At 55.5% G+C, this 21026-nt stretch carries 20 protein-coding genes; all 20 read right to left on the bottom strand.

All coding sequences use genetic code 11. The features are described 5' to 3' along the window. Positions 1 to 251 precede the first annotated feature (251 nt). The 20 genes from repA to H0S68_RS25340 all read right to left on the bottom strand — a co-directional run bounded on the left by repA (position 252) and on the right by H0S68_RS25340 (position 21019). Positions 252 to 1136 carry a plasmid replication initiator RepA gene (gene repA, locus H0S68_RS25435; RefSeq protein WP_410529509.1) on the bottom strand — a complete coding sequence of 295 codons (885 nt, stop codon included), beginning with the start codon at positions 1134 to 1136 and terminating at the stop codon, positions 252 to 254. 277 nt (positions 1137 to 1413) lie between these two features. After that, positions 1414 to 1686: a replication regulatory protein RepA gene (locus H0S68_RS25430; protein WP_179253577.1), complete on the bottom strand. Its 273-nt coding sequence runs from the start codon at positions 1684 to 1686 to the stop codon at positions 1414 to 1416. A 190-nt stretch (positions 1687 to 1876) separates the two neighbouring features. After that, positions 1877 to 2410 carry a phospholipase D family protein gene (locus H0S68_RS25425; protein WP_410529508.1) on the bottom strand — a complete coding sequence of 178 codons (534 nt, stop codon included), beginning with the start codon at positions 2408 to 2410 and terminating at the stop codon, positions 1877 to 1879. Next, positions 2407 to 2754, bottom strand: a complete 348-nt coding sequence (locus H0S68_RS25420) for a hypothetical protein (protein WP_004966284.1) — start codon at positions 2752 to 2754, stop codon at positions 2407 to 2409. The genes H0S68_RS25425 and H0S68_RS25420 overlap by 4 nt, the downstream gene beginning before the upstream one ends. Further along, positions 2733 to 4949: an F-type conjugative transfer protein TrbC gene (gene trbC, locus H0S68_RS25415; protein ID WP_410529507.1), complete on the bottom strand. Its 2217-nt coding sequence runs from the start codon at positions 4947 to 4949 to the stop codon at positions 2733 to 2735. The genes H0S68_RS25420 and trbC overlap by 22 nt, the downstream gene beginning before the upstream one ends. Further along, a complete protein-coding gene (locus tag H0S68_RS25410) occupies positions 4936 to 5982 on the bottom strand; it encodes a DsbC family protein (protein WP_261440447.1) in 1047 nt (348 codons plus the stop codon). The genes trbC and H0S68_RS25410 overlap by 14 nt, the downstream gene beginning before the upstream one ends. A 109-nt stretch (positions 5983 to 6091) precedes the next feature. Further along, positions 6092 to 7177 (bottom strand): conjugal transfer protein, encoded by a 1086-nt coding sequence (locus H0S68_RS25405; RefSeq protein ID WP_410529506.1) that lies wholly within the window; start codon positions 7175 to 7177, stop codon positions 6092 to 6094. A 217-nt stretch (positions 7178 to 7394) separates the two neighbouring features. Next, positions 7395 to 8030 (bottom strand): plasmid IncI1-type surface exclusion protein ExcA, encoded by a 636-nt coding sequence (gene excA / locus H0S68_RS25400; RefSeq protein ID WP_410529505.1) that lies wholly within the window; start codon positions 8028 to 8030, stop codon positions 7395 to 7397. 63 nt (positions 8031 to 8093) lie between these two features. Next, positions 8094 to 10238, bottom strand: coding sequence for a DotA/TraY family protein (locus H0S68_RS25395; protein WP_410529504.1), 2145 nt, complete (start codon positions 10236 to 10238; stop codon positions 8094 to 8096). A gap of 93 nt (positions 10239 to 10331) precedes the next feature. Then, on the bottom strand, positions 10332 to 10892 hold the full coding sequence (gene traX / locus H0S68_RS25390; RefSeq protein WP_410529503.1) for a conjugal transfer protein TraX: 561 nt from the start codon (positions 10890 to 10892) through the stop codon (positions 10332 to 10334). Further along, entirely contained in the window at positions 10882 to 12090 is a 1209-nt protein-coding gene (gene traW, locus H0S68_RS25385; RefSeq protein ID WP_241390678.1) for a conjugal transfer protein TraW, read from the bottom strand. Before traW ends, traX begins: the two co-directional genes overlap by 11 nt. A gap of 12 nt (positions 12091 to 12102) precedes the next feature. After that, positions 12103 to 15162, bottom strand: coding sequence for an ATP-binding protein (locus H0S68_RS25380; RefSeq protein ID WP_410529502.1), 3060 nt, complete (start codon positions 15160 to 15162; stop codon positions 12103 to 12105). Continuing rightward, positions 15137 to 15751, bottom strand: coding sequence for a conjugal transfer protein (locus tag H0S68_RS25375; RefSeq protein WP_410529501.1), 615 nt, complete (start codon positions 15749 to 15751; stop codon positions 15137 to 15139). Before H0S68_RS25375 ends, H0S68_RS25380 begins: the two co-directional genes overlap by 26 nt. A gap of 104 nt (positions 15752 to 15855) precedes the next feature. Continuing rightward, positions 15856 to 16242, bottom strand: coding sequence for a DUF6750 family protein (locus H0S68_RS25370; protein ID WP_129942291.1), 387 nt, complete (start codon positions 16240 to 16242; stop codon positions 15856 to 15858). 76 nt (positions 16243 to 16318) lie between these two features. Beyond that, a complete protein-coding gene (gene traQ, locus H0S68_RS25365) occupies positions 16319 to 16861 on the bottom strand; it encodes a conjugal transfer protein TraQ (protein WP_161739349.1) in 543 nt (180 codons plus the stop codon). 10 nt (positions 16862 to 16871) lie between these two features. Further along, positions 16872 to 17507, bottom strand: a complete 636-nt coding sequence (gene traP / locus H0S68_RS25360; protein WP_410529500.1) for a conjugal transfer protein TraP — start codon at positions 17505 to 17507, stop codon at positions 16872 to 16874. A gap of 76 nt (positions 17508 to 17583) precedes the next feature. Continuing rightward, positions 17584 to 17952 (bottom strand): hypothetical protein, encoded by a 369-nt coding sequence (locus H0S68_RS25355; protein ID WP_241392057.1) that lies wholly within the window; start codon positions 17950 to 17952, stop codon positions 17584 to 17586. 10 nt (positions 17953 to 17962) lie between these two features. Further along, complete coding sequence (gene traO / locus H0S68_RS25350; protein WP_241392058.1) at positions 17963 to 19309, bottom strand: conjugal transfer protein TraO; 1347 nt, start codon at positions 19307 to 19309, stop codon at positions 17963 to 17965. A 3-nt stretch (positions 19310 to 19312) separates the two neighbouring features. Then, positions 19313 to 20302: a DotH/IcmK family type IV secretion protein gene (locus tag H0S68_RS25345; protein WP_241392059.1), complete on the bottom strand. Its 990-nt coding sequence runs from the start codon at positions 20300 to 20302 to the stop codon at positions 19313 to 19315. Between the two features lie 9 nt (positions 20303 to 20311). Beyond that, positions 20312 to 21019, bottom strand: a complete 708-nt coding sequence (locus H0S68_RS25340) for a DotI/IcmL/TraM family protein (protein ID WP_193569026.1) — start codon at positions 21017 to 21019, stop codon at positions 20312 to 20314. Positions 21020 to 21026 lie beyond the last annotated feature (7 nt).

The following is a 21026-nucleotide window of genomic DNA, read 5'->3' as shown; positions in this document are numbered from 1 at the left end:
TAGGTCTTAATGAAGTTACAGTTACTTTGCATGTAATTCTTAGCAGGCATTTGTCTTCATAAAGTATTTGCATCTATCTGTGGAAAACTCGCAACGCCCGGCCAGAACCTTGAACTTGTCGTAGGTTTGACGGACTGGCTCGCAGAAAAATGGCACCTAAGAGTCAATTCAGAAATAGTGGGCGTGCCGAGGCCTACGCAATCAAGCGCATCAATGGCGGGAGGGCGGAAAGCCGGGCAAAAGAGAGGGGGTTATGGTGTATCTGGTGGGGCTGACGTGGCCAGTTTGCGCAGGGCATGATAGCGCTGATCAACCTGCCGCTTTAGCGCCAGGTGGCCCATGGCCTCCAGCTCATCCTTGCTGTACATCTTTATCAGACCGTTAAGGATCTCAGTGCGCGCCTGCTGGCGCTCCATCTGCAGCAGTTTTTGCGCTTGCCGCCGCTGTTGTTTGAAGGAACGGTGACGCGCCCGGTGTTCAAAGGCCCGTTTGATATGCTGCTCCTTGGCACGCCGGCGGGCCTCTGATAGAGTTATCGGGGCTTCGCCCTGCTTGAACAGCCCTTGATTCATCCACGCCAACTGCTGATTCTGCGCCGCCTGATACTTGCCCAGCTCGTAACCGATCAGGACAAAGAACAGCTCGGTTACCCAGATGATTTTGGGAATGTGGGAGCGGCTGGCTTCATCCCAGGCACGTTCACAAGCGAGGGCACCCAATTCTTCCAGCGTGGTTATCGCCCGGCTGGCACGTGAGATACTTTTCTTGTCGCCACTACCGGTCGACAACCCACACCAGTCGGAAAGCTGTTCAACGCTGGCCTCAACCTTGCCGGTCACAATATTCAGACGATCGGACATCGCCACCATCAGCGCATTGATCGCTCTGGCCCGGTGTTCATTCATACGTTTAAAGACCGGCCGCGTCAGTCCGCTTTTCTGCTGGACGCGTGGTGTGGTGTACCAGGCTTCATGTCTGGCAGGCTGATTTTCACGGGCAGCAGTTACCAACGCCCGGATAAGGGCAGGTTTGTTCGCACCAGCCTTCGGGGGCTGATAGGAGGGAAAAGGATTGCTGACGTAGCAGCCCCGGGAACGAGCTGATGTCGCTTGTTGGATAGTTGAGCGGTTATCCACCACTCCCTGCACTTAAGTTGCACAGGAGGAGTTGACCTTTAAAAGGCATAAAACTATACTCCCTGCATAGAGCAACGCTTCTATACAGTTTTGAGTGAGCCCCGTTAATCTTTCGTTCCCGCCAAGAAATGAGAAGATTATCGGGGTTTTTGCTTTCTTGGATTCAGCTCAAACTACCTCAGAACCCATTCCTTACCACCTTACGGCGTGGCCAGCCAAAAAATTCTTAATCGATCAGCAATCTAGCATCCATCTTCAGGATATTCAAGAAAGTAACTCAGTCACCTTGATGTAATGTGACACTCTTCCTAGCAATCTCGCGTTCTATCCAAATTTCGATCATCTTTGCCTGAGTTACCCCAGCTTCTTCACAGAGTTGGCGAAGGTCTTCCTTATGTACTTTTTGGATAAAAACATTAAGCTCTTTATGAGTTTCTTTCTTTCTTGAAACAGATAACCGTTTTTTTTCCGCCAGCGATAAAGGATCACCCTTCCTGTACTGGCGTTTTGTTTTCGTTGAGGAAGTAACTGCATTTACGACTTGTGACATTTCTGCCTCCCCAAGGATCTGAAAAGGATCGTTTGGCAAAGCGTACTACAGAATCCGTAAGTTAGCAGCATAAAAAGCATTTTTCAGTCCCGTTGGCGCGGGATGACAGATAAAAATGCAGAAATAGCGGACGACCTGAGCTCAGAGGATCAAGCCGTCACAGGGTTACAGAAAGGCATGGGAGGACATTTCAATACGACGAACGCCACTCCTTTCCGATATCCCAGCGCGATTGCCAGTGCGCCAGGTAGGTTTGTGCCACGCCAGGCATATCACGCAGCACCAGCGCATTTTCTGAATTGGACCGCGCTGCTGCACGGCTAAAGTTGAATGACCCGGTCTCAACATTCACCTGGTCGGTGATGATCAGTTTGTCGTGCATTATCTTAAAGTTATCGACGGTACGAACCGGAATGCCGGCATTGACCAGTAAATTCATCGCCGCCTGGCTGGCCTTGTTCTGGTTTCCCTTCGCGTCCAGCACCACTTTCACATCGACGCCCCGGCGCTTGGCGCTCGTCAGTGCCTTCGCCACCTCAGGGGAGGTGAACGAATACCCCATCAGCCGGATACTGTTCCGGGCATCATTGAGCGTATTCAGCACCAGCGGCAGGGCGCTGCCTTCAGGTGAGAACCCCACCTGCACCGAGGGCGCCGCCATGGCACACGGAGCCACTGCCAACGTCGCGACCAGACACCAGGCTTTCAGCGAGGTCCGCATCATTTTGCGCCCCCGTAAAACACATTCCCGTTCCTTGAACTGACGTCGCCCTGGACATGGCCACAGGTTACGTTACCAGCACGCGTCTCGATGTTGCCTGTGACGTTACCGGCTCTGACGTTGCCGTTGGTGCTGCGCACGGTACCCACGTTCCCCTGCACCGTCACATCAGCATCTTCGGAATCAATCACCTGCACGTCACCCACAATCGTAATGGCGACAGCCACCACCTTCCCATCACCCAGCGACACCGTCTGGCCATCCGCAATCACCTGGTTACCGCTGACGCGGATATGATTACCATCGACGACCATTGTCTTGCCGTTTACTGTGATTTTCGTTGCCATTTTGCTTTCTCTTTTGAAGTGTTGTCGGCCGGCTTCTCAACCGGAATATGTTGCATTTGATAGGCCATCAGACGCGGTTGCCCAACACCCAGTGCGGTCGGTGTTTTCGCCTGCACCTGGTAACCACGCCCGCGTGCCGGCAGATGCGCCAGTGCCGTTTCCCATAGTAGACTGGTGCTGACCGCCGCCGTCGGACGTCGGCGCCAGATATACTGCCACTCGTCTTCCAGGTCATTAATGGCGGCCAGCGCGGGATCGGTCAGCAGCAGGTTCTCCAGATCTGAACGTGCGTCCGGCGCATCCAGCCGGCGGACTATCTGCTGTATCCGGTCAGCCCGTGGATAGCTACGACGAATGGCTGCCGGTGCCTGCGCAAGCAGCGCATTGAGAGATGGTGGGGCCACCTCGATAAAACGGTTAATCTGTATAGCCTCTTTCGTAAACTTGTCAGCGTCAGCGATATAGAGCGAAGCACCACGAATAACTTCTCCCCGGAACAGGGTGATGTTCTCACCCTCCTGCAGCTGCTGCACTTCTTCCACGCTGACCTTCTTTTGCTCGCGTAGCTGGAGTTTGTCGTCTTCATCCCAGCGAGAGCCCATGACACCGTTCTGACGCACCATCTGGCTCATTTCCGGCAGATACTCCGTGCCGGCCATCAACTGCAGAATTTCCAGAGTGTCTTTCGGGTCCATGATTTTGCCGGTGATACGCGTGCCCATGTTGGCAATCAACGTCCACACACGGTCGCCGGCCGCAGATTTAAGCCGCTGTGCTTCTTGTCCGGCCAGCAGCAGGCAATACCCCAGCGATCGGACTTGGGTAGCCAGCTCCCCCAACTTTTCGGTGTAACAGGCCCCCACCTCATCGGCTATCCACAAAAATGGGAACCTGTCCTTGTACTTGCGTACGACCATGATGTCTTCCGGCCGCCCCTCCAGTTTTTCACCGAGGTCCTGGCTCAGGATCATCGCCAGCTGAGACACATACAGTCGCCCGAGAGCAGCCGCCTCGGTGGAAGAGATTTCCAGTGCGGGGATAAGGATGACGAGGATGCGATCGTTGTGAACCACGTCTCTCAGGTCGATGTCACCGGCGTCGCGGGCAAACACATGTCCGTAAGTGTCATTGAACAACGCCAGCATGCGGGTGAACTGCTGAATGAGGTAACCATGCTGATTAAGCGCCTCCGGCGCCCATTCTGACGGGGAGTCCACCGTGGCCAGGTCAAACCCCGCCAGTGTGCCAAGATAGTTCTCCAGCGGTAATCGCGCCTCATCATGCCACTGCTCTTCCACTGACTGGATATAGAGCCGCGCAATACTGCGCAAGGGGAGATGGGCTTGAATAGTGCGCTGCGACATCACCGTTCCTTCTCGCCGGCATTTGTACACCAGGGCAAACACCAGCGCCTGTATCATCGCCCGCGCTTTCTCCTGCCAGCCGCCATCGTTGCCGGCCGGTGGCAACATCGAATCCATCAGGTTGATGATGTAGGTTTCTTCAGCGATGCCGAAGGCATTGACCGTATTGGTTTGCGGCCGGTTTTTGACATCTTCCAGCAGTTCCTGAGCCCGCGAACGACCGCCGGTGATGAAGTTCATCATCCGCAGATCGTCTTCACGACCAAAGCGCCGCGCCATGGACGCAATGGCCAGCGCCACATCGTTTTGTGCCTTGGCGTCGGAATAAATCAGCCCCTTGCCGAGAGCGAGTTGGTTGAGCACATAACCCAGCAGCGTTTCCGTCTTGCCTGCACCGGTGGTGCCAAACATCAGGATGTGCCGCGTCATGTCATCCATCGACAGCCACAGCTCACGCCCAGCATCACGCCCACGCAGATACCCCAGGTAGAGGATGCCAGCCGCCTTGCCCATGGCGATACGCATGACCGTCACGGGCAAGAAACCAAACAGCTTACCCGGCACCTGCCGCTGTGTAGAAGGGTCGAGCCGATCCATATCGGTAGGCATACGCATCGGCATTTGCCAGGGTTCCATCAGCATCGCGGGCGCCCAGAACATCATCACGGGCAGCGTTAACCACAATGTGACCGGCCAAACCACACCGGCGATGACAGCCCCGGTCATCCCCAGCGCCAATCCTCCCGGGGATAACATCCAGTCCCCCAGGGCTGAGTGATAAACACGGCGGTTAACGCGATTGCGTTCAACGCCATAGTCAGTCGGTTGCATCCGGCGTCTCCTTCTCGCTCAGGAACTGACTCAGTTGGGCTGGATCTCTCAGGACCGCCTGAGGCACATAGCGACCATCATCCGCAATCACCCATGGCGTACCCGGAATGCGATAGGCCTGATAGGCCACCTCGTTGACGCCCAGTGCCTTTTCAGCCACATCACAGGTGCTGTCGGCTTTCTTGTCGACTGGGGGTTGTTTACCCAGCTGCAATCCATCCGTACCAACAGTAAATAATGCCTGCCAGGCAGCCGGCCGTTGCTCTGGCGGCAAGCACAACACCGGGGTGATAGCAGCAATGGATTTCTCGCGCCCAATCACGGCCACCGGGAAGACGACCACGTTCGCCAAATGGGCTGCAGCCACTAATGCCGGCTCCAGATGCCGGCAATTCGGGCAGTTGGGATCAGCAAACACGTATAAGGTTCGGTCATGGCCAGAGGAATAGTTCACGGTGAACAATTGGCGATCGGCAGCACTTTTCAGCTTCTGCGGCAGGGTAGCCCGGACTGACGTCGGCAGCGCCCAGCCATCTTCTGGCGCGGCCGTCCGTGCTGGCTGGACGGGTACAGGGTTTTCAGGACGTACGGCATCCGTGGTGGCGTGCGGAGGAAGCGCCGGAGGAAAACCCAGAGGCGGTGGTGCCAGGCTAACCTCTGGCCCCAAGGGTGCAACCTCCCGGGACTGCACCAGGTAAACACCCAGCATGACCCCGACAAACAGCAACGCACCGGCCATCGTCAACCGGGTACCCCATCGGGAGCGCCATTTTTCCGCCTGCTGCAGCTGTGCCCCGGACAAGGCCGCAAGCAGCTGGTCGTTGCCACCATTGGCGCTGGACTCAACCGTAAATACGTTTCCCAACTTGTCGCAGCACACCACCCCGGCGTCAGACAGGAAAAAAGTCGGCTGGCGGCGCAGGTCGACAGTACACAAAGTACGGACACCGCCGTTCTCCCCAGTACGTTGAACGACTAACAGATTATCGCGGATGTATACGGAGAAAGGCGCATAGCTTGATTTTGCACGCATGGTATATCCTTTTAATTCAAATACGGGTCGACACCAGAGCCTGATTAGCCTGGCGTACAAATGGGGTAAAATTCGGTGGGTGTGATCAGATAAATCAAGAGGAGTGACGCTAGGGTGCAGTTGCCTCCTCGCTGTCCGGCGGGTCGGTAATGGCATAAACAGCTGACATCACCGACTGTTCTGCCACCTGGCGACGACTAATCACCACCGGTGTATACGGATAGACCAGACCCAGACTTTCCAGATCGGCCTGCAGCCCTTCAACAGCTTGCTCCACCATGATGCCCGGACGAGGCAATCCCAACTTGCTGGCGCGCATCTCGGCCCGAGCCTGAGCAGCAATACCAGCGCCTTCGACAAACACCTTGGCGGTATCTGCCGAATGCAGGCCATACCACAATGTACGGTCAACACCCTTGAGCCAACGAAAACGCGCCGGGGGCAATCGCAGGTCACGGGCATACAACCCAACCAGCGCACTGCGCACATACCCGTGACCAGCCAACCACTCGTTGACCCCTGGCGCCTGAACAACGCGTTCAAAAGCTGCATTGGCCAACGGGAACAACGGCACTGGTGAAACCCGCTTGCGTCGTAAAAAACGCCTCACTACACAGGAGCGATTCAGGTCATCCAGCAACCGTGAAGCCGCCGCCCGATCGTTAAGGAATACCTGCAGACCAAACACTGCCAGCAGTGCGCGTTCATAAGGGTGCCAATTTGTCACATTACACATTGTTTTTCCCAACTGCGCAGTGAAGACATTCGCTGCGCCAGTCCGATCGAGCGTCTTGCGTTGAACGAGTTGATGTTGCGTGGTGAAGTCTTCGGGTTTCAGCGCCCAAACGTTAGCCGGGGCGGGATCATTCATCAGGCCATCCGGCCCGGATGCCATGGCCAGAACAGGCATCACGGAAGGGGCAAAGCCACTGACCAGGCCCGGCAACGTATGGACATTGATAGGCCGTTTGCTACGAAAAGCCAGAACGGGGTGCTGCGCCAGCGCGATAAAGCTGGCCACAACGATCGGCACCAAGAACAACAGCAAGATACCTGAAGTGGCGTTCATCACATTAAGCCACTCATCGAAGGTAACGCTGTCGGCGTGATTGGCCGTGTCGGCCAGCAGGTTAATTTTTCCACCGGCCCAGTTATGGATGCGGGGAACATCTACCGCAGTCCAGAGCCAGTACAAGACCCAGCAACTCCCGTACACAAACGAATCAAAAAATAGCCAGCACAATAGAACAGCAGCACAGAAGGCCAGGAACATTTGCCCTTGATCGCCGTCCCACGCGCTCTGCGATGGGCGGTTATACATAGAGGAACTCGCAAAAAAGAACACCGGCTAAAAGCCGGTGTTAAGGGTGTTTGCCACCCGATGAGGTGACTAGAGGGGGATAAGGTACAACTCAGGCCAGGCGAGGGATCGCGATATGGTTTTCACGCTCCAACTGCTCACGGTGAATATCAACATACTCAGAGAACGGCATCGCCGGCTGATATTGCTTGAACTCCATAGAACCCAGCGTATCAAACCAGCGCTGGGCCCACGGCGTAGCAATTTCAATGCGGGGCAGCTCAGGGAGCTTGGTGTAAAGGCGGAACATCTTTCCTTCTACTTCCCGATTGGTCCAGTCGTTCATATCCAGTCCAATCACATCCACTTCACCTTTTCGGATACGGTGCACGTAAAGGATGGTGCCGCGCTTGATATCGATACCCAGATATTTACCATCACCTTCATGGAACATCTCATAGCCTTGTTCTGGCATAAAGTAATCGGGATCTTTAATGTCGCTAGTGATGATTTTCAAAAGACGGCGTTTTTTTAAAACATGAAAGAAGAATACAGCAACGGGGATTATTACCCCCATCCAGATTGTTCCAACAATAATATATATGTCGCTACCTGCCTTACCAGGGGCACTAATGGCAAACAGAGATAAAAGCCCCAATATGAGCAGACACGGGAGAGCAACTAACCCATAAGCAAGTTTGATAAGGAAAAAAGTGAACTCTTTCCCTGTTTTTAGTCGCTGAGCCATAAATTTTCCTCCTCTATGATTGAATACATTATACCCAACCACTGTGTATTTGTCAGGGGATTTCTACTGTATTCCATCAGTTTCATTACCCTTTCCAGACCGCTTCGGCATATTGCGCATACCGGGAATTCGCTGCGATCCCGTACCTGCAGCACCGAACATATTTTTCATATTATCGACCAAGCCACCCATAACATTATTACCTTCTCGACCACCGAGGAATGAGATCACATAATCTGGCAGTGAGGCCTGTAAGCTGAATAAGCGCGTCACGCCAAAGGTGGCAATACGTGCATATATCATCAGCCAGCCGACCATTTTGACCAACCCCATAATCGAGTCAGCATTAGCGTTGGCCAGGGCTGAAGCAAACAACAAATTGAGTACCGTGCCGCCGGCAATCGCCGCCACAGAGGCGAAGAAGAACCCCAACACCATCAGCGAAGGCCGCAACATCATGTCAATCAGGAAAATATACCCATATGCGCTGCGGCTCCCCTTGTCTTCTTCTGCCCCCAGATGAGTCGCTGACCACATTGGTCCTGCTGCGCACCCAATCAGCACGCTGACAATCCAGTTAAAGAAGCCCGTCATCCAGAAAATAAAAGGGACGGCCGGCAAAAATACCGCCAGTGAGAATCCGATAGCCAAAAGTGCAAACATAAAGAAGTAGAACATTGGCGCCATCGCGCCCATCACATCCTTCACCACCGCGCCGGCATCAACCGCAAAGATCTTACTTGCCCACCCAACCGGTGAGTTACTGGCCGCCGATGCAATCGCCCAGGTGCCGGCATAGGCTGCCATCAGCGTTTCTGTGGTACCCAGCGTATAATCGCCTACTTCTTGCATTTTAATCAGTGGGTTAACTTGCTCAGTGTAATCTGAATTTGCTCCTATATTTCTCGTTGCTATAAAGTTAGTTAGCCTTTGTATAGGACTTTTTAATATGCCAACAAATACAGAGTTGGGCTCTTGAGCTGCACCGGCTGCACTAATCTCACTCTCCGTTTGTGTTCCCAGGGGGGGTGTATAGGTACTGTTCTGCACCTGTGCGCGATAGGCGGTAAACACCTGGTTATACAAGTCTCCCGTACCGTGCTCACCCACCCCACTCATGCCACTGGTGATCGGCGTCGCGTTGGCCACATCGTTGGTTTTACTGTTGGCGGTCGCGAAGGTGTGATACCAGGCCCCCAGAGAAACCCAGCCATAACTCTTGATCTGATTGACCAGTTGGCTCTGTAGCGAATCCTTGTAGTTGATCTGGTTCAGCGCTTTGTTGACCGTATCTTCATAGTCGGCCGCCGCATTCTGAATGTCGGTTTCCACATCCTGAAAACGGCCACTGTCCTGATCACGTTTACTCAAATAGGTATCGACGAAATCCATTGCCGCCCGATCCAGCGATGTCTGCATCCTATCCAGCGCCTGCTTTTGTGACGCCACGACATTGTCGGTATCAACCTTGCTGTCAAATAACAAGTTCCAGACACCGCTACGGGCAGAGTTCGGTGTTTTCGCCGACCCGCAAATGGCACTGCCATTACCGGTCTCATATTCCCCGTTGCCCCCTTTCGTACTCATCATGGGTGTATTCGCTTCCCCTGACGCATAAAGTGACTGCAGCTCTCGGTTAATAGCATATTTACACAGGTTCATTTCAAAAATGGCCCGTGCAGCTGAACGGGTCGCCGGCGCAGTCGGCTGCGTGACCATCGAATACCCGCTGGCCATCATATCTGCCGCTTTATCTGTCAACAGGTTAGCGCTACCGACGCCCATCACCGACGCGGCCCACAACATCACCAATTGCGAAATCGACCACCCCGAGCCTGTAGGCACCAGCGTGATAAAGCCCGCAAAGGTCATAACCGGGTACAGCATCGAGCGAGCACCATTAAACACACGCCCCTCATGTCCAGCCTTCACGACGGTTTTCATCGTCACGGTCAAAAACCAGAACAGGGCTATGGCACAAAGCACACCGTTAATAATGGCAAATAGCGAGCCAATCAACGTTTGTTGCCCAGGGTTAAACGGATGCAGAACCACATCCCCAAAGATCATGACCAGCGCCTGGCGCGATAAGTCATTGGTTTTCTGCGCAGCGTCTGCGATGGTCTGATAATTCACACCATCGGCGAACGCCGGCCAGGAAAAGACCAGCAGCAAGCCTGCTGACCACAGCCTTTTGAGAAATTTCATCGTGTTGTCCGTATATTATGACCCCGGCAGATCGCAGGGCAGAAGGCAGGGAAGTGAATGAGGCGTCAAAGGGGGATAAATGCAGTCGGGCTGTCAGCGCCAATAGCCTAATGACACCACTTGCCGGCAACAGCGATTCTCCGACCGGAAATCACCGAACGTCCCCTTTTCTACTTTACTGACGCGCTGCGTATTGAGTTGCCACAGGCGATACGTCACGATCAGCGCTTTCACGAACCCTGCAGCCCCTAACAACGCCAAAATCAATGACGCAATCGTCGCACGCAACAGGACCGAGCCAGGCAGGGAGACTAAACTCACCATGATCATCAGTAACAAAATCAAGGAGAGTCCGCCGCAAACCAGCATGAGGAACCACCAAAATGCCCGGATGCGTACATAGTTGGTGCGAAGCTGCTCAACCGAAATGCCCGCTGCCGCCACGGCTTGTGCCCAGGTCAAAGCTTCACGGTCAACCTGACGACGTTCGCGAACCACCTCCCGTACCCGCCCCAGGTTGTTCAGTATCGGCCGCATGCTACCCCGGTAAATAACGCCCAGGTCAGAGAATGGGTTTACCAATGACAGCCCTACTTTCCCAACACGCCGCAACGAGGAGGTTCCGGTTTTCTTATCATCACGTTCAGTTTGCATTAGCCGTTACTCCTGCACTCATCTGGTTGGAAAGCTGCTGCAGCTGCGGCGCATATTGTGCTTTCGCCGCCATGGCCAATTGCTGACCGGCGATAACATTTGCCTTGCGCAGCTCGTTTTTAATACCCAACTGCAACCAGTTACCCAGGCTCTGGACTCGGACCAACTCGCGCGTCAGATTGTCGCCACTCATCGCCTGCAGATCGGTTTCATAAGCGGTATTGGCATAGCGCCGGCCGACTTCGAAAGACTCGTATTCCCGTTCGCTCATCACCCCAGATTTCTGCGCTTCCTGGCTCGCCGTCGCTGAAAAATACTGACTGGCCGATGGACTCTGTAACGACTCACCTAACGCATCCCGGGTCGCAGGATTAGGCTGACTGGCCGCGATCATGTCCAACTGGGGCTGCGAGGCCGCGCTCTGTATTGATTTGTATTGTGTTAGCAATCCCTGATATTCGCGGCCTGTGGCCGATTGAATGTCGCCTTTCCCCGGCGTACGCCCCGCATCATGGCGGGACGAGTTTTTCATGTAGGCCATCGCCGCATCGACCTGCTCTTGATTGAAGGTCAGGTCAGGTGCCTTACCAACGGCGCCAGCGCCATCCATCAGGGAACGCAGCTCGATATCACCGCCGGGCAGCGGAGAGACCTGTGGACACAGGTCTGTCCCCCCATAGGTTGCCGCTTCTTCTGCTGTACAGTAAGCCGCATGCACAGCCGCACTGCGATAACCGCCCTGACGCGGTGCCACCGGAAGGGACGCTACGCTCTTGCGCACCATTTCGCTGCTGACGCCCCCGCCGCCAGACAGTCTGGATGCGCTGGAACGGGTCTGTTTACTGACCTGCGTGGCCATGCCGGACGCCGATTCGCTGCAGATACTGTCCGTTACCGTGAAGCTATCGCGGGCACGCTCCAGACGTTCCGTCTGACGCCCAAAAATATCGGACTCTCGTTGTGCGCGGGCTGCCTCCGTCACCGCCGACACCTGTTTGTCGCTGGCCTGCACGATCGCGGTGCCTATCTGGGTTTCCGTCGTGAGGATCTCCGCCAACGTGGCATTGATGGTGCCCATTGCCGGCATAACCTGAAATTCAATCGGCGCACTGCCGGATACATAAACGGTATACGCGGCCGCGGGCTGGGTCAGTACCAGACTGACCGCCAGCGCGACCACTGTCGCAGAGTATTTCATAATTTTTCTCGCTTAAAGGTGATAGCCGCGTTTGGCAATAAGCTCAGAGGAAAGTTGACGCGTGACATTGCCGGCATCCACATCACCGACCTGCTTTCGGCGCAGTTCGATCAACTTCTCCGCAGTGCCTTGAGGGAAAGCCTCGGCCAGAATGGAGCGCGCCGTTGACCCGCCAACCTGTTCGTACAACAGTTGCCGGAGCGAACTGTCTATCGGTGAAGAGTTAAGCGCCCACAGTTCAAGAGGCCCCAGCGCGTTTTTCAATATCCGGGCCAACGTACCACCGCCCTTGATACGGAAAATGCCCAGGAACGGCACGCCACTCCCATCAGGCGCAGGGCCTGTACCGCAGCGCTGGAAGTTACGCAAGGTGACTTTCGGCACCTTGAAGCGTTCGACCAACAGCGCTTCGTCATCCGGATCGACTTCCATCATGAACAATGAGTTAGCCGAGCGAAGTATGGCCTCAGGGAAATCACGCATATACTGGGAAGACAATACGGTGCGAACCCCGAATTTCCGTTGTTCACGATCCTGGGTTTCCAGCATGGGGAAAATAAACGGCACTTTCTTGGCGTTATGCAGCTCGTCATACCCCTTGGTCTTAACCTCTTGATCCAGCTGTTCCAACCGTTCGATATGTAATGCGTGATAACGCTTGTCGACCGCAGTAAGCAACACATCACGGTACTGAGGCAGGACGAAATCACCGCCGGCCACCTGGCCAGCAAACAGGAACATGATCCCCGTTTTGAGATGCCCCGCCTTACTGTCATCCCCCATGACGTTATTGAGGTCGATTGCGATCACGCGTGTCCGAGGACTAATGACAAACCGCGTGCGCCCAGCCAGCATTTTGAATTCACCCACCGCGTCTTTCATGCAGCGATACATATACTCCAGCAACTTTTCCTGACTACCATCTCGCTGCACTTTACCGAAGGCACCCTGAATATCTTCATGATTCAGGATACCGGTCATGTCGGTCAGTTCCGGTACAGCCTGGAACTGGGCCAATTGGGCCTCTCGCACATAGCCCCCATCAAACAGCAGATCACGCACTTCGTACCATAGAGCTTTATCCCACCAGTCTGCGTCGAACCGTTCAAACAGCCCCAATTTATCCAATGCCGCATCAACACACTCCAATCCAGGTAAACCGCGGCTATAAGCCTGCGGACTGACTTCTGCATTAGTGGTGTAGGCCTTACTGATGGCACGCTCGAGGATTTGTCGGGTATCGCGGGCATTAGGGGGTTCGCCGGTGCTGGGATCGATACACATGGCGGTCAACATGCCGAGTATCCAGTTGCGTTCAGGCTCTATCGGATAACGCGCCCCCAACTGGATATCAAACAGGTTGCGGCAATGGGCCGTACTATTCTGCAAAACAATACCCACCACCTCATCCTTGCGTTCCGGCGGCAAAGCATCGCGCAGCAAGGCAATCTGGCCTTGCATTGAAAATCCCTTATCGACCCCAGCAAAAAACGGCAGATTTTGCTGAGCGCTGGTGATTTGAATGTTGCCAAGGGCGTTAAGTAAGACTGACTTACCCGTCCCCGGAGAACCGGACACCAGATTGGTCAACTTGTTCTGCTTACTGGTAGCCAGCCCCACAGGATAGAGTTTGCCATCCAGCGTGGGGAACAAGGCGTTGCCATCGTCTTCCCAGGCAGATGCCGGCCGCGTCAACGGCGCCAGATTCAGTGCTTCGGATAACGGTGGGTAGAGCGGGTTGGGGCCGCTACCTTTACTGGCCGCTACCAAAGTGGAAACCCAGGCCCGAGCCGGATCGCCGAAAGTCTGTGTGACTTCACATACCCCCCATGACTGGAAAGCCTGCGTCAGTAGCGTCAAATTACGCGTCACCGCCTGCGGACTGTCCCCCCAGGTCGCTGCCGTTATCGTCATCACACAGACAGGTTCATTTTTCTCAACTTGTGTCAGTGCAGCGATGGATTTCCAAATCGGCCGTAACGTCGGCACAAACGCCATAAAGTCGAGTGTCCCTTTCTTGACGCCCAGCGCCGACATGCCGCCAGGCATCACATCCATCCGTACCCGCCAGGGCACCGCACGCGGCACCAACGCTTTAAGATGCGCAAACGACTGAGGGGTTTGTGGCCCAAGGACAACTGACAAGGTGCCATGCCACACGCCGTTAATGTGCAACATATTGCCCTGCGGGTGAATATCCTGATTCATCAACTGGAAGTTCAGCCATGGCGCCAGGAATGGCGTGTGATCATCTCCAGCACGTGCGCCATGGGGCATAATGGGATCATCCGGCAACAATGGCTGCCAGTGCTCTGAGGTACCAGCCCGATCCACTTGCTCACGCAATGCATGCCCAACGGAATGCGCGTCAAGACGACTCAACAGCACGCCTTCGCCGTTATCTCTCAATGCCGCCTCTATGCCACTGAGAAAGGCATCATGTCTGATTTTTTGTCCCACCATCTCAGCCAAAACAGGGTTTTGGCCAAAACGCGCATCGGGGCTTTGCTGGATAAGCGCCTTGAGACGCTTGTTTTCGTCCATCAGTTCGTGGGCGGACAATGCCTTACGTCCGGTATAACACACCAGATAACAGCGTTCTCGTGACACCCAGGGGCTGATCTTCGCCACCCGTTCATCCAGAATTTCCTTCAACGCCATGCCGGTACGGCGAATAGACCGGTATTGAGGCGCCATAAGGCGCCTGACCTCTTCTTCCCCGCGTGAAGGATCATCCTCGTAAATCAGGCTGAACTTATGGCCATGTCGGCGATACACCGCATTCAAAGATTCGGTCATACGTTTAATGCGACCCGCCCAGGAAAACGGGGCATCAGAAGCGGCCATTTCATCGGTATCGCAAAAGCTGCCGGCGACGGCAAAGGCCGAGCAATAATCACCGTCATCAGTCACCAGGATATAGGGGGCGGCCAGCTCAGGGTGGCGTATACGGTCGTCATCTGTCAGGCGGATCACCGTCTGCAGATCACAGTAGTCGGGTAAATCCCGCGACACGGCAAAGCGGGAGGTTGCAGTAATTATCTCTTCAATCCAGCGGATCGGGTTCGGCATACAAATCACTCCGGCGGTAGGTAGGAAAACACCAGGTCGTCAGGGCCTGCGCCACTGTTTTACCCTCAGGCAACAACAGCAACAGGTCATCAAACACATCAGGGGGAAATACAGGTACGCAGCCAACCAGGCGTTGTTGCAGGCGGGCCCGCTTGACGGGGGGCAATCGCAGCATGGCTGCGGCAAACTCACCTACTCGCGCCGTTCCCCATGCCTCTTCAACCTCCCGGGCATGGAGTACCATCCAGCGCCACAAACGTTTCCCCTCACGCTGCTGTGCTCGGGTACCGGCAATCATCGCCAACAAAGTCTGGCGCTGCAGATGAAGGGCGTTCGTCAGTGAAACGCCAGGAAGCCAGACCAGACGAGCATGGGCTGCGGTGGGGCTGTCGAGGTGCCCGGTGAGGTAACATAAGGTGCATACCGCATGTGACTCATCAAATCCTGCGCGGGCCCCCTGCCACAGTTTGTTAATATGCAGGCCACAGCATCGACAACGTGAACCGTCCATCGGCTGCGGCACCGGTGTTTGGGGATCGCCACTGATATCCAGTGAAAGTGGCGCTAGCGTTAACTGAGCTTCAGTCATGACGAATTCTCAACCAAAAGCAGACCGGGCCATCTCCCAGAATATGTCGCTGTACCATAGATTCACTCCATAAAAAACGCTCCGGAAATCCGGAGCGTATCTCGTTAACCGACGTTGACCGGTGACAGTCCCACCTGTGTTTGTGCTCGTTTGATAATTTCCGGCACCACGATGAGGCAGACGCCAAACAGAATTGCCGAAATAATATGGGAGACCTTAATCTGCGGATTGTCCTTCTTGTTTTTTGCTGCAATCAGTCCACCAATGACAAATACGGCTCCGGCAAGCTGTGCAATAACAAGTGCAGACTTAATCCCGGACTTGGCACCTTCAGCGGCACGGTCGGCCATGTCCGCAATATCACCATCGGCCAGTGCAGTGACCGGTAGAACCGCTATAGCGCCCGACAAAAACGCCATAAATCGCTGACGTAACCACGTTTTAATGAAATAAGCGCGCACGGAAAGTTTCAGCATCATGTCGTTTGGCATGATTGACTCCTTGAAAATGAAGATTGTTATTAATGAAGGTGAGAGTGCGCTTACGCGCGGATGAAACCCGGCAGGCTTACAGCATGCCAAGGGATTTTTGCAGGGCATCAAGCAGATAAGGACTGCAGACCATCATGATACCCAGCGTGAATTTCAAGCTTCCGGTGGAAACGTCCTGACTGGCCGACAACCCCGTATGCCCATCTTTAAGTGACCGGCGCCAGGTCAACATCCCCTGCAGCGCAACATAAACGCCAAAGACGCGGATCAGGGTCAGCATGGCGTTCGCGGCATCGGCCGCCACACCAAAGGTGCCAACATCCACATAGCTGATGGCGTCGAAGGTCGCGCCTTGCCAACCCACTTGCCGGGCTGCGGCACCGATCATTTGATCCAATCCCGCCAGCCCTCCGCACAACAGCAACCAGGCGATCACCTTTCCGCCTCCAGCGGACTGGCCCGGCGATTTACGTGATGTACTGGCGTGATGTGCCAGAAATGTCACCGCGCCTACCACGGCAAACAACATGGCCAGCGTAAACCCCAAACGGGTAAACGCCCCCTGCACGTTATGCGCGAGATTGACCAACAGCTGGATAGCATCGCTTCCGTTAGGCATAACCCTTACCTCACTTCAGCACGCCCGCGCTGGTGCTGACTTCACGAGACTGAGCATCGATACCGGTGATGGTCACCCGCCCCAGCCGATCGCCCGCTTTGACAGCCCAGGTTTTACCTTGCCAGTACACCCACGCCATGCCGTTTTGCACCGCATCAAGTCGCATGCCGGCAAGCGCAGAACGAGAACGGGGCGCGGCACGGTCATTAACCTGCGACACCACAGCTGCAGGCTTTGCCTCAAGAACAGACAACCTGCTGAGCAGCTGGTTATTCTGTGCCTGCAGGTCAGTCAATTGCTGTTTCAGCGCGGCCAGCGCGGTACTCTGCGTTTTGACCGTGTCCGCCAACCGGGAAATCGCCGTGCGGTTAGTCTCCGCAAAAGAACGAACACCGCCAACCATGGTGGCAACGTCATTCTGCAGTTGAACCGCGTCCGCTCCCCCTGCCGGGGCGACAGCGGCCAACGCCACCGGTGCCGCAGATTGACCATACTCAGCCTCACTGAAGGCATCCTGCGTAGCGGCCGAACCGCCATCACCACCATTCACATAAGGAGCGAACAGATAAGCCGCAAACAGTCCCAGAGCAAGAACGGCCCCTGCAAGCCAGGGCAGCGTTAGACCAAAAAGCAACTTGCGTTGCATTAAGCCAGGTCTGCCGGGCATAGTCGGTGTTGGCGGAGCTTCAGGCGGGGCGGATACTGTTGGGTTAGTTGAAAACTCACTCATGCCTATTCTCCCGAGTAATCAGTTGAACCAGATAATCATGGGCACGCTCTGCTGCCTCCGGCCATGAACCCATCGCCGCCGCGTGTTCAGGGTGCACGCCGGGCAGGCAGCCAAGGTAATTCTCCAGCGCTGCCCGTCCTTCATCAAAACGTGGATCGGTATGCATCAGAAGGTACAACTCGGATACCCTATCCGAAGATACCCAGTCCTGAAGCAACCTGGGGGATATCACGTCAGGCTCACAGGCGTGCAAACAGGCCAGCGCGCAGTTCAGTGCCTGCCGCAGTTGCTGGCTTTTCTGACGCCACTGCAAATTTTCATCCTGCCCTATAGTCATGTTCTGCTCGAATTGTCGTGCCATGGAATAGCCCTTATTGCTGTTGCAGCCTGCGCTGCGCTTCGATTCGTGCCTGCGTCTGTGCCCGCCAGTCGTTTTCTGTCGGCGGCATTCTGTCTACCGGCTTTACCACCGGTGATGTGACCATTGGCGCTGTCGCTGCCCCCACGTTGGCCACATCGGTCGAGTAAACCCCGCGCATGAACTGAATCGCCACCACCTGTTGCTTCTCGACAAGGACCTGTTTCGACGGTAAGCGTGCAGCATCACTGCTCAGCACATTCGCAGCCTGACTGGCCGTGCCGCCGGCAATCACGCCGGCGACTGCTTTACCATCCGGTGTTTCCGGTCGCGTCGTCACCGCGTTGAAGCCGTTCGTCACCACCTGCGTATTGGCTTGCGCATACATCTCACCGATACCACCAATCCCTTTCAGCAAGGCTGGCAATACAATGCGCGAGAAGTAACGGTTATTGACTTCAGTGGCGACACTCGGCATCAGGCTCTCATCCTGCAGCGCATAGGCATCGACCTGATAATTGACGCCCCCAAAAGACATTTCGGTGAAGTGGATCACCACCCCATCCCCCGCCAGCTTCGCGCCGGCAGGGGCTTTAAGCACAGCGCCCGCATAGGGACCTGACACAAACCGCCCCAACACTGGGGTGGTGCTGTTATCTGAGTCCACGCCAATGTCGATCACGCCCGGACCACGCCAGTAAGGTGGCACGACCACGGAAGGCGTAACCGGCGATCCCCCCGTTCCGGTACTGAGTGAGGCCGTCTGCACCGACATATTGCCCGGCAGGCTGGCGCTCCAGCGGCTAAAGCCCGACACATCTCCCCCGCTCGCCCCCGATGTATTACCGTCTCCCCCACCGAGAGCCTGAGCCACCTGTATACCGGTTGGCGGTGATGTCGTATCCGTTCGCGGTACCATCTGCGCCAATAAAGCGTCCAACGCTTTCTGACGCCGCTCATCCTGCCGCTGCCTGTCCGTATCGGCCTGGCGCGAATCATTGCGCCCCTGTCGGGCTGACGGTTCTGTCGATGGCTTTCGCGCATTCGTAGCTTGGGAGGGCAGCGTCACAGGTTCCTGCTCCAGCGGTATAGAAGCAATAAAGCTGCTATTACGCTGCTGTGCGGTCGTGACCCCTTCCTGGTTATACTGTCGAAGCAAATCCCGGTACGCCGGCGTTTCTGTCCCCTTGCTGTGCACCGACGCGCCTACACGATTGATATCAACCTGGGAGGGTGCCGGTGGCGGCGTAGCCAGCCAACTCCAGACAAAATAAGTCCCGCCTACCAATGCCACCACAGCAGAGGCCACCAGGGTCAATGTCAGCTTTTTATCCCTTCCTGCATCATTTTCACTCGCCATGTCTTACTCCAGAGCAATGTTTAGCGCGGTGGTTTTCCCCATAACGGAAAACGTCACATAGGGTGTCGCCGACAACTTCCACAGGTGAGTACCATCTGCAGAGGAAAGCGTCGCTTCAAACTCGTCACGAATATCGGCGCGCGATCGGATGTACAAATCATCCCCCAGTTGCCATACCGTGGTGTCAGGCACGCCACCGGTAACTTTGAGCCGCCGAGCCTCTTTAGGCGGTACACCGTCAAGGAAAGACTGCAGCGTACTGTCATGCAGCCCGATGCGACTTTCAGGTATGGCCGTCGCTTTGGCCGCTGGCCCACGCCGGGGAACGCGCATATCGAGGCGACTGTCTACCGTCCAGGTTTTGGCAGACGTATCCGGTTCGCCGCTGGTGACATTCAGCACAATGGGAACGGACAACCCACTCAGATAAACGGTGATATTGCCGCTAACAAAAGGTTGCTTGGCATAAACCACCATCACCGGACTGTCCGGCACCCAGTAAAGCTGGAAGGCCGGATTACCGCTGATCGGTGCAGCGCCCAATTTCCAGGGTGCACCGGTGCTGTCGATAAACGTCAGTGAACTGGGGTAATTCATCGCCGTACGCACCAGTGGCAAACTGGCTCCCGGCGACAAATCGACGGTCAGTGCACTGATGCGAGGCACCACCGATACTGAGGGTGAGATCATGGCCCGGGTGACGTCGGACTGACGCGCACGCAACTGTCTAATCTCATCAGGGGTCAAGGGTGATACGGCCTCCTCGGCCTGCGCATAGAGTGGTGAGGGAGGAGGAAGTGGATCGCTACCGGACAATCCGGCACCATTAGGTAATGGTGGCTCCGATACGGGCCGAGCGGCCGGTGCAGCAGGCACCGCAGCCGTGGGAGTCTGACTTTGTGACCAACCCGCTGGCGCGGAGGCGGCAGGCGCCTCTGCCCAGACCGGCGTAGTCATCAACGCCAGCAAGGAGAACATTAGGGTATTTTTCATGGGGGAACCTCAGTTGGCGTTTGTTGAAATCATTTGGGTAACTTCAAGACCCGCCGGCTTTTCCTGAACGTCGGTGCGCTGAATGCGCAAAGTGAAGATAAACCGCTGAGCTGGCGTACTGGTTTGCTGCCCATCAAGCTTGAGTGTGACCGGATACTGGAACTCCCAGGTATAACGATCGCCAAGTACCCCTTTGCTGCGTATGACGCCAGGCGCCACATCAACCGACAGGTTCATCCGCTGACTTTTAACTGCAGCAAGAATGTTCGACGACGTCAGTGCCTTGTTGTATCCCTCAAAACCCTGGTCAGAGAAAAGTGGCTCCACCCGGGTCATCTGCGAGCGATAGTGAACAAAGTCGAGCGTAAAGCCTTTACGCAATGCATCGGCACCAAATGCCGCAACATCCTCTGAGCTAAACGCTGGCATATTCATCGGTTTGACCGGAGTCACCCGCCCGTTCTCAGTCGCAAAGTATTTCACCGGAGGGTGTGCAACCTGCCATCCCAGATATCCGTTTAGGGAAAGCGACAGCACCATCGCCACACATAACCACAGCATGACGGTCAGGCAGCGATGGGCAAAAGCCGCCCCCAGCTCACGCTGGCGTTGCAGGGACAGGGCATGTGCATAAGCTCGCGCCTCATCGTCTGACACAGGGGGCGCCATGTTCGGCGCCAATGGCGCCTCGGCAGAGTTCTGTTCTTGCGTTTGCATGGGTCTC

This window comes from Serratia sp. AXJ-M, assembly GCF_046531865.1.
Taxonomy (GTDB): domain Bacteria; phylum Pseudomonadota; class Gammaproteobacteria; order Enterobacterales; family Enterobacteriaceae; genus Serratia; species Serratia liquefaciens.
This window is presented reverse-complemented; position numbering and strand designations above follow the sequence as displayed.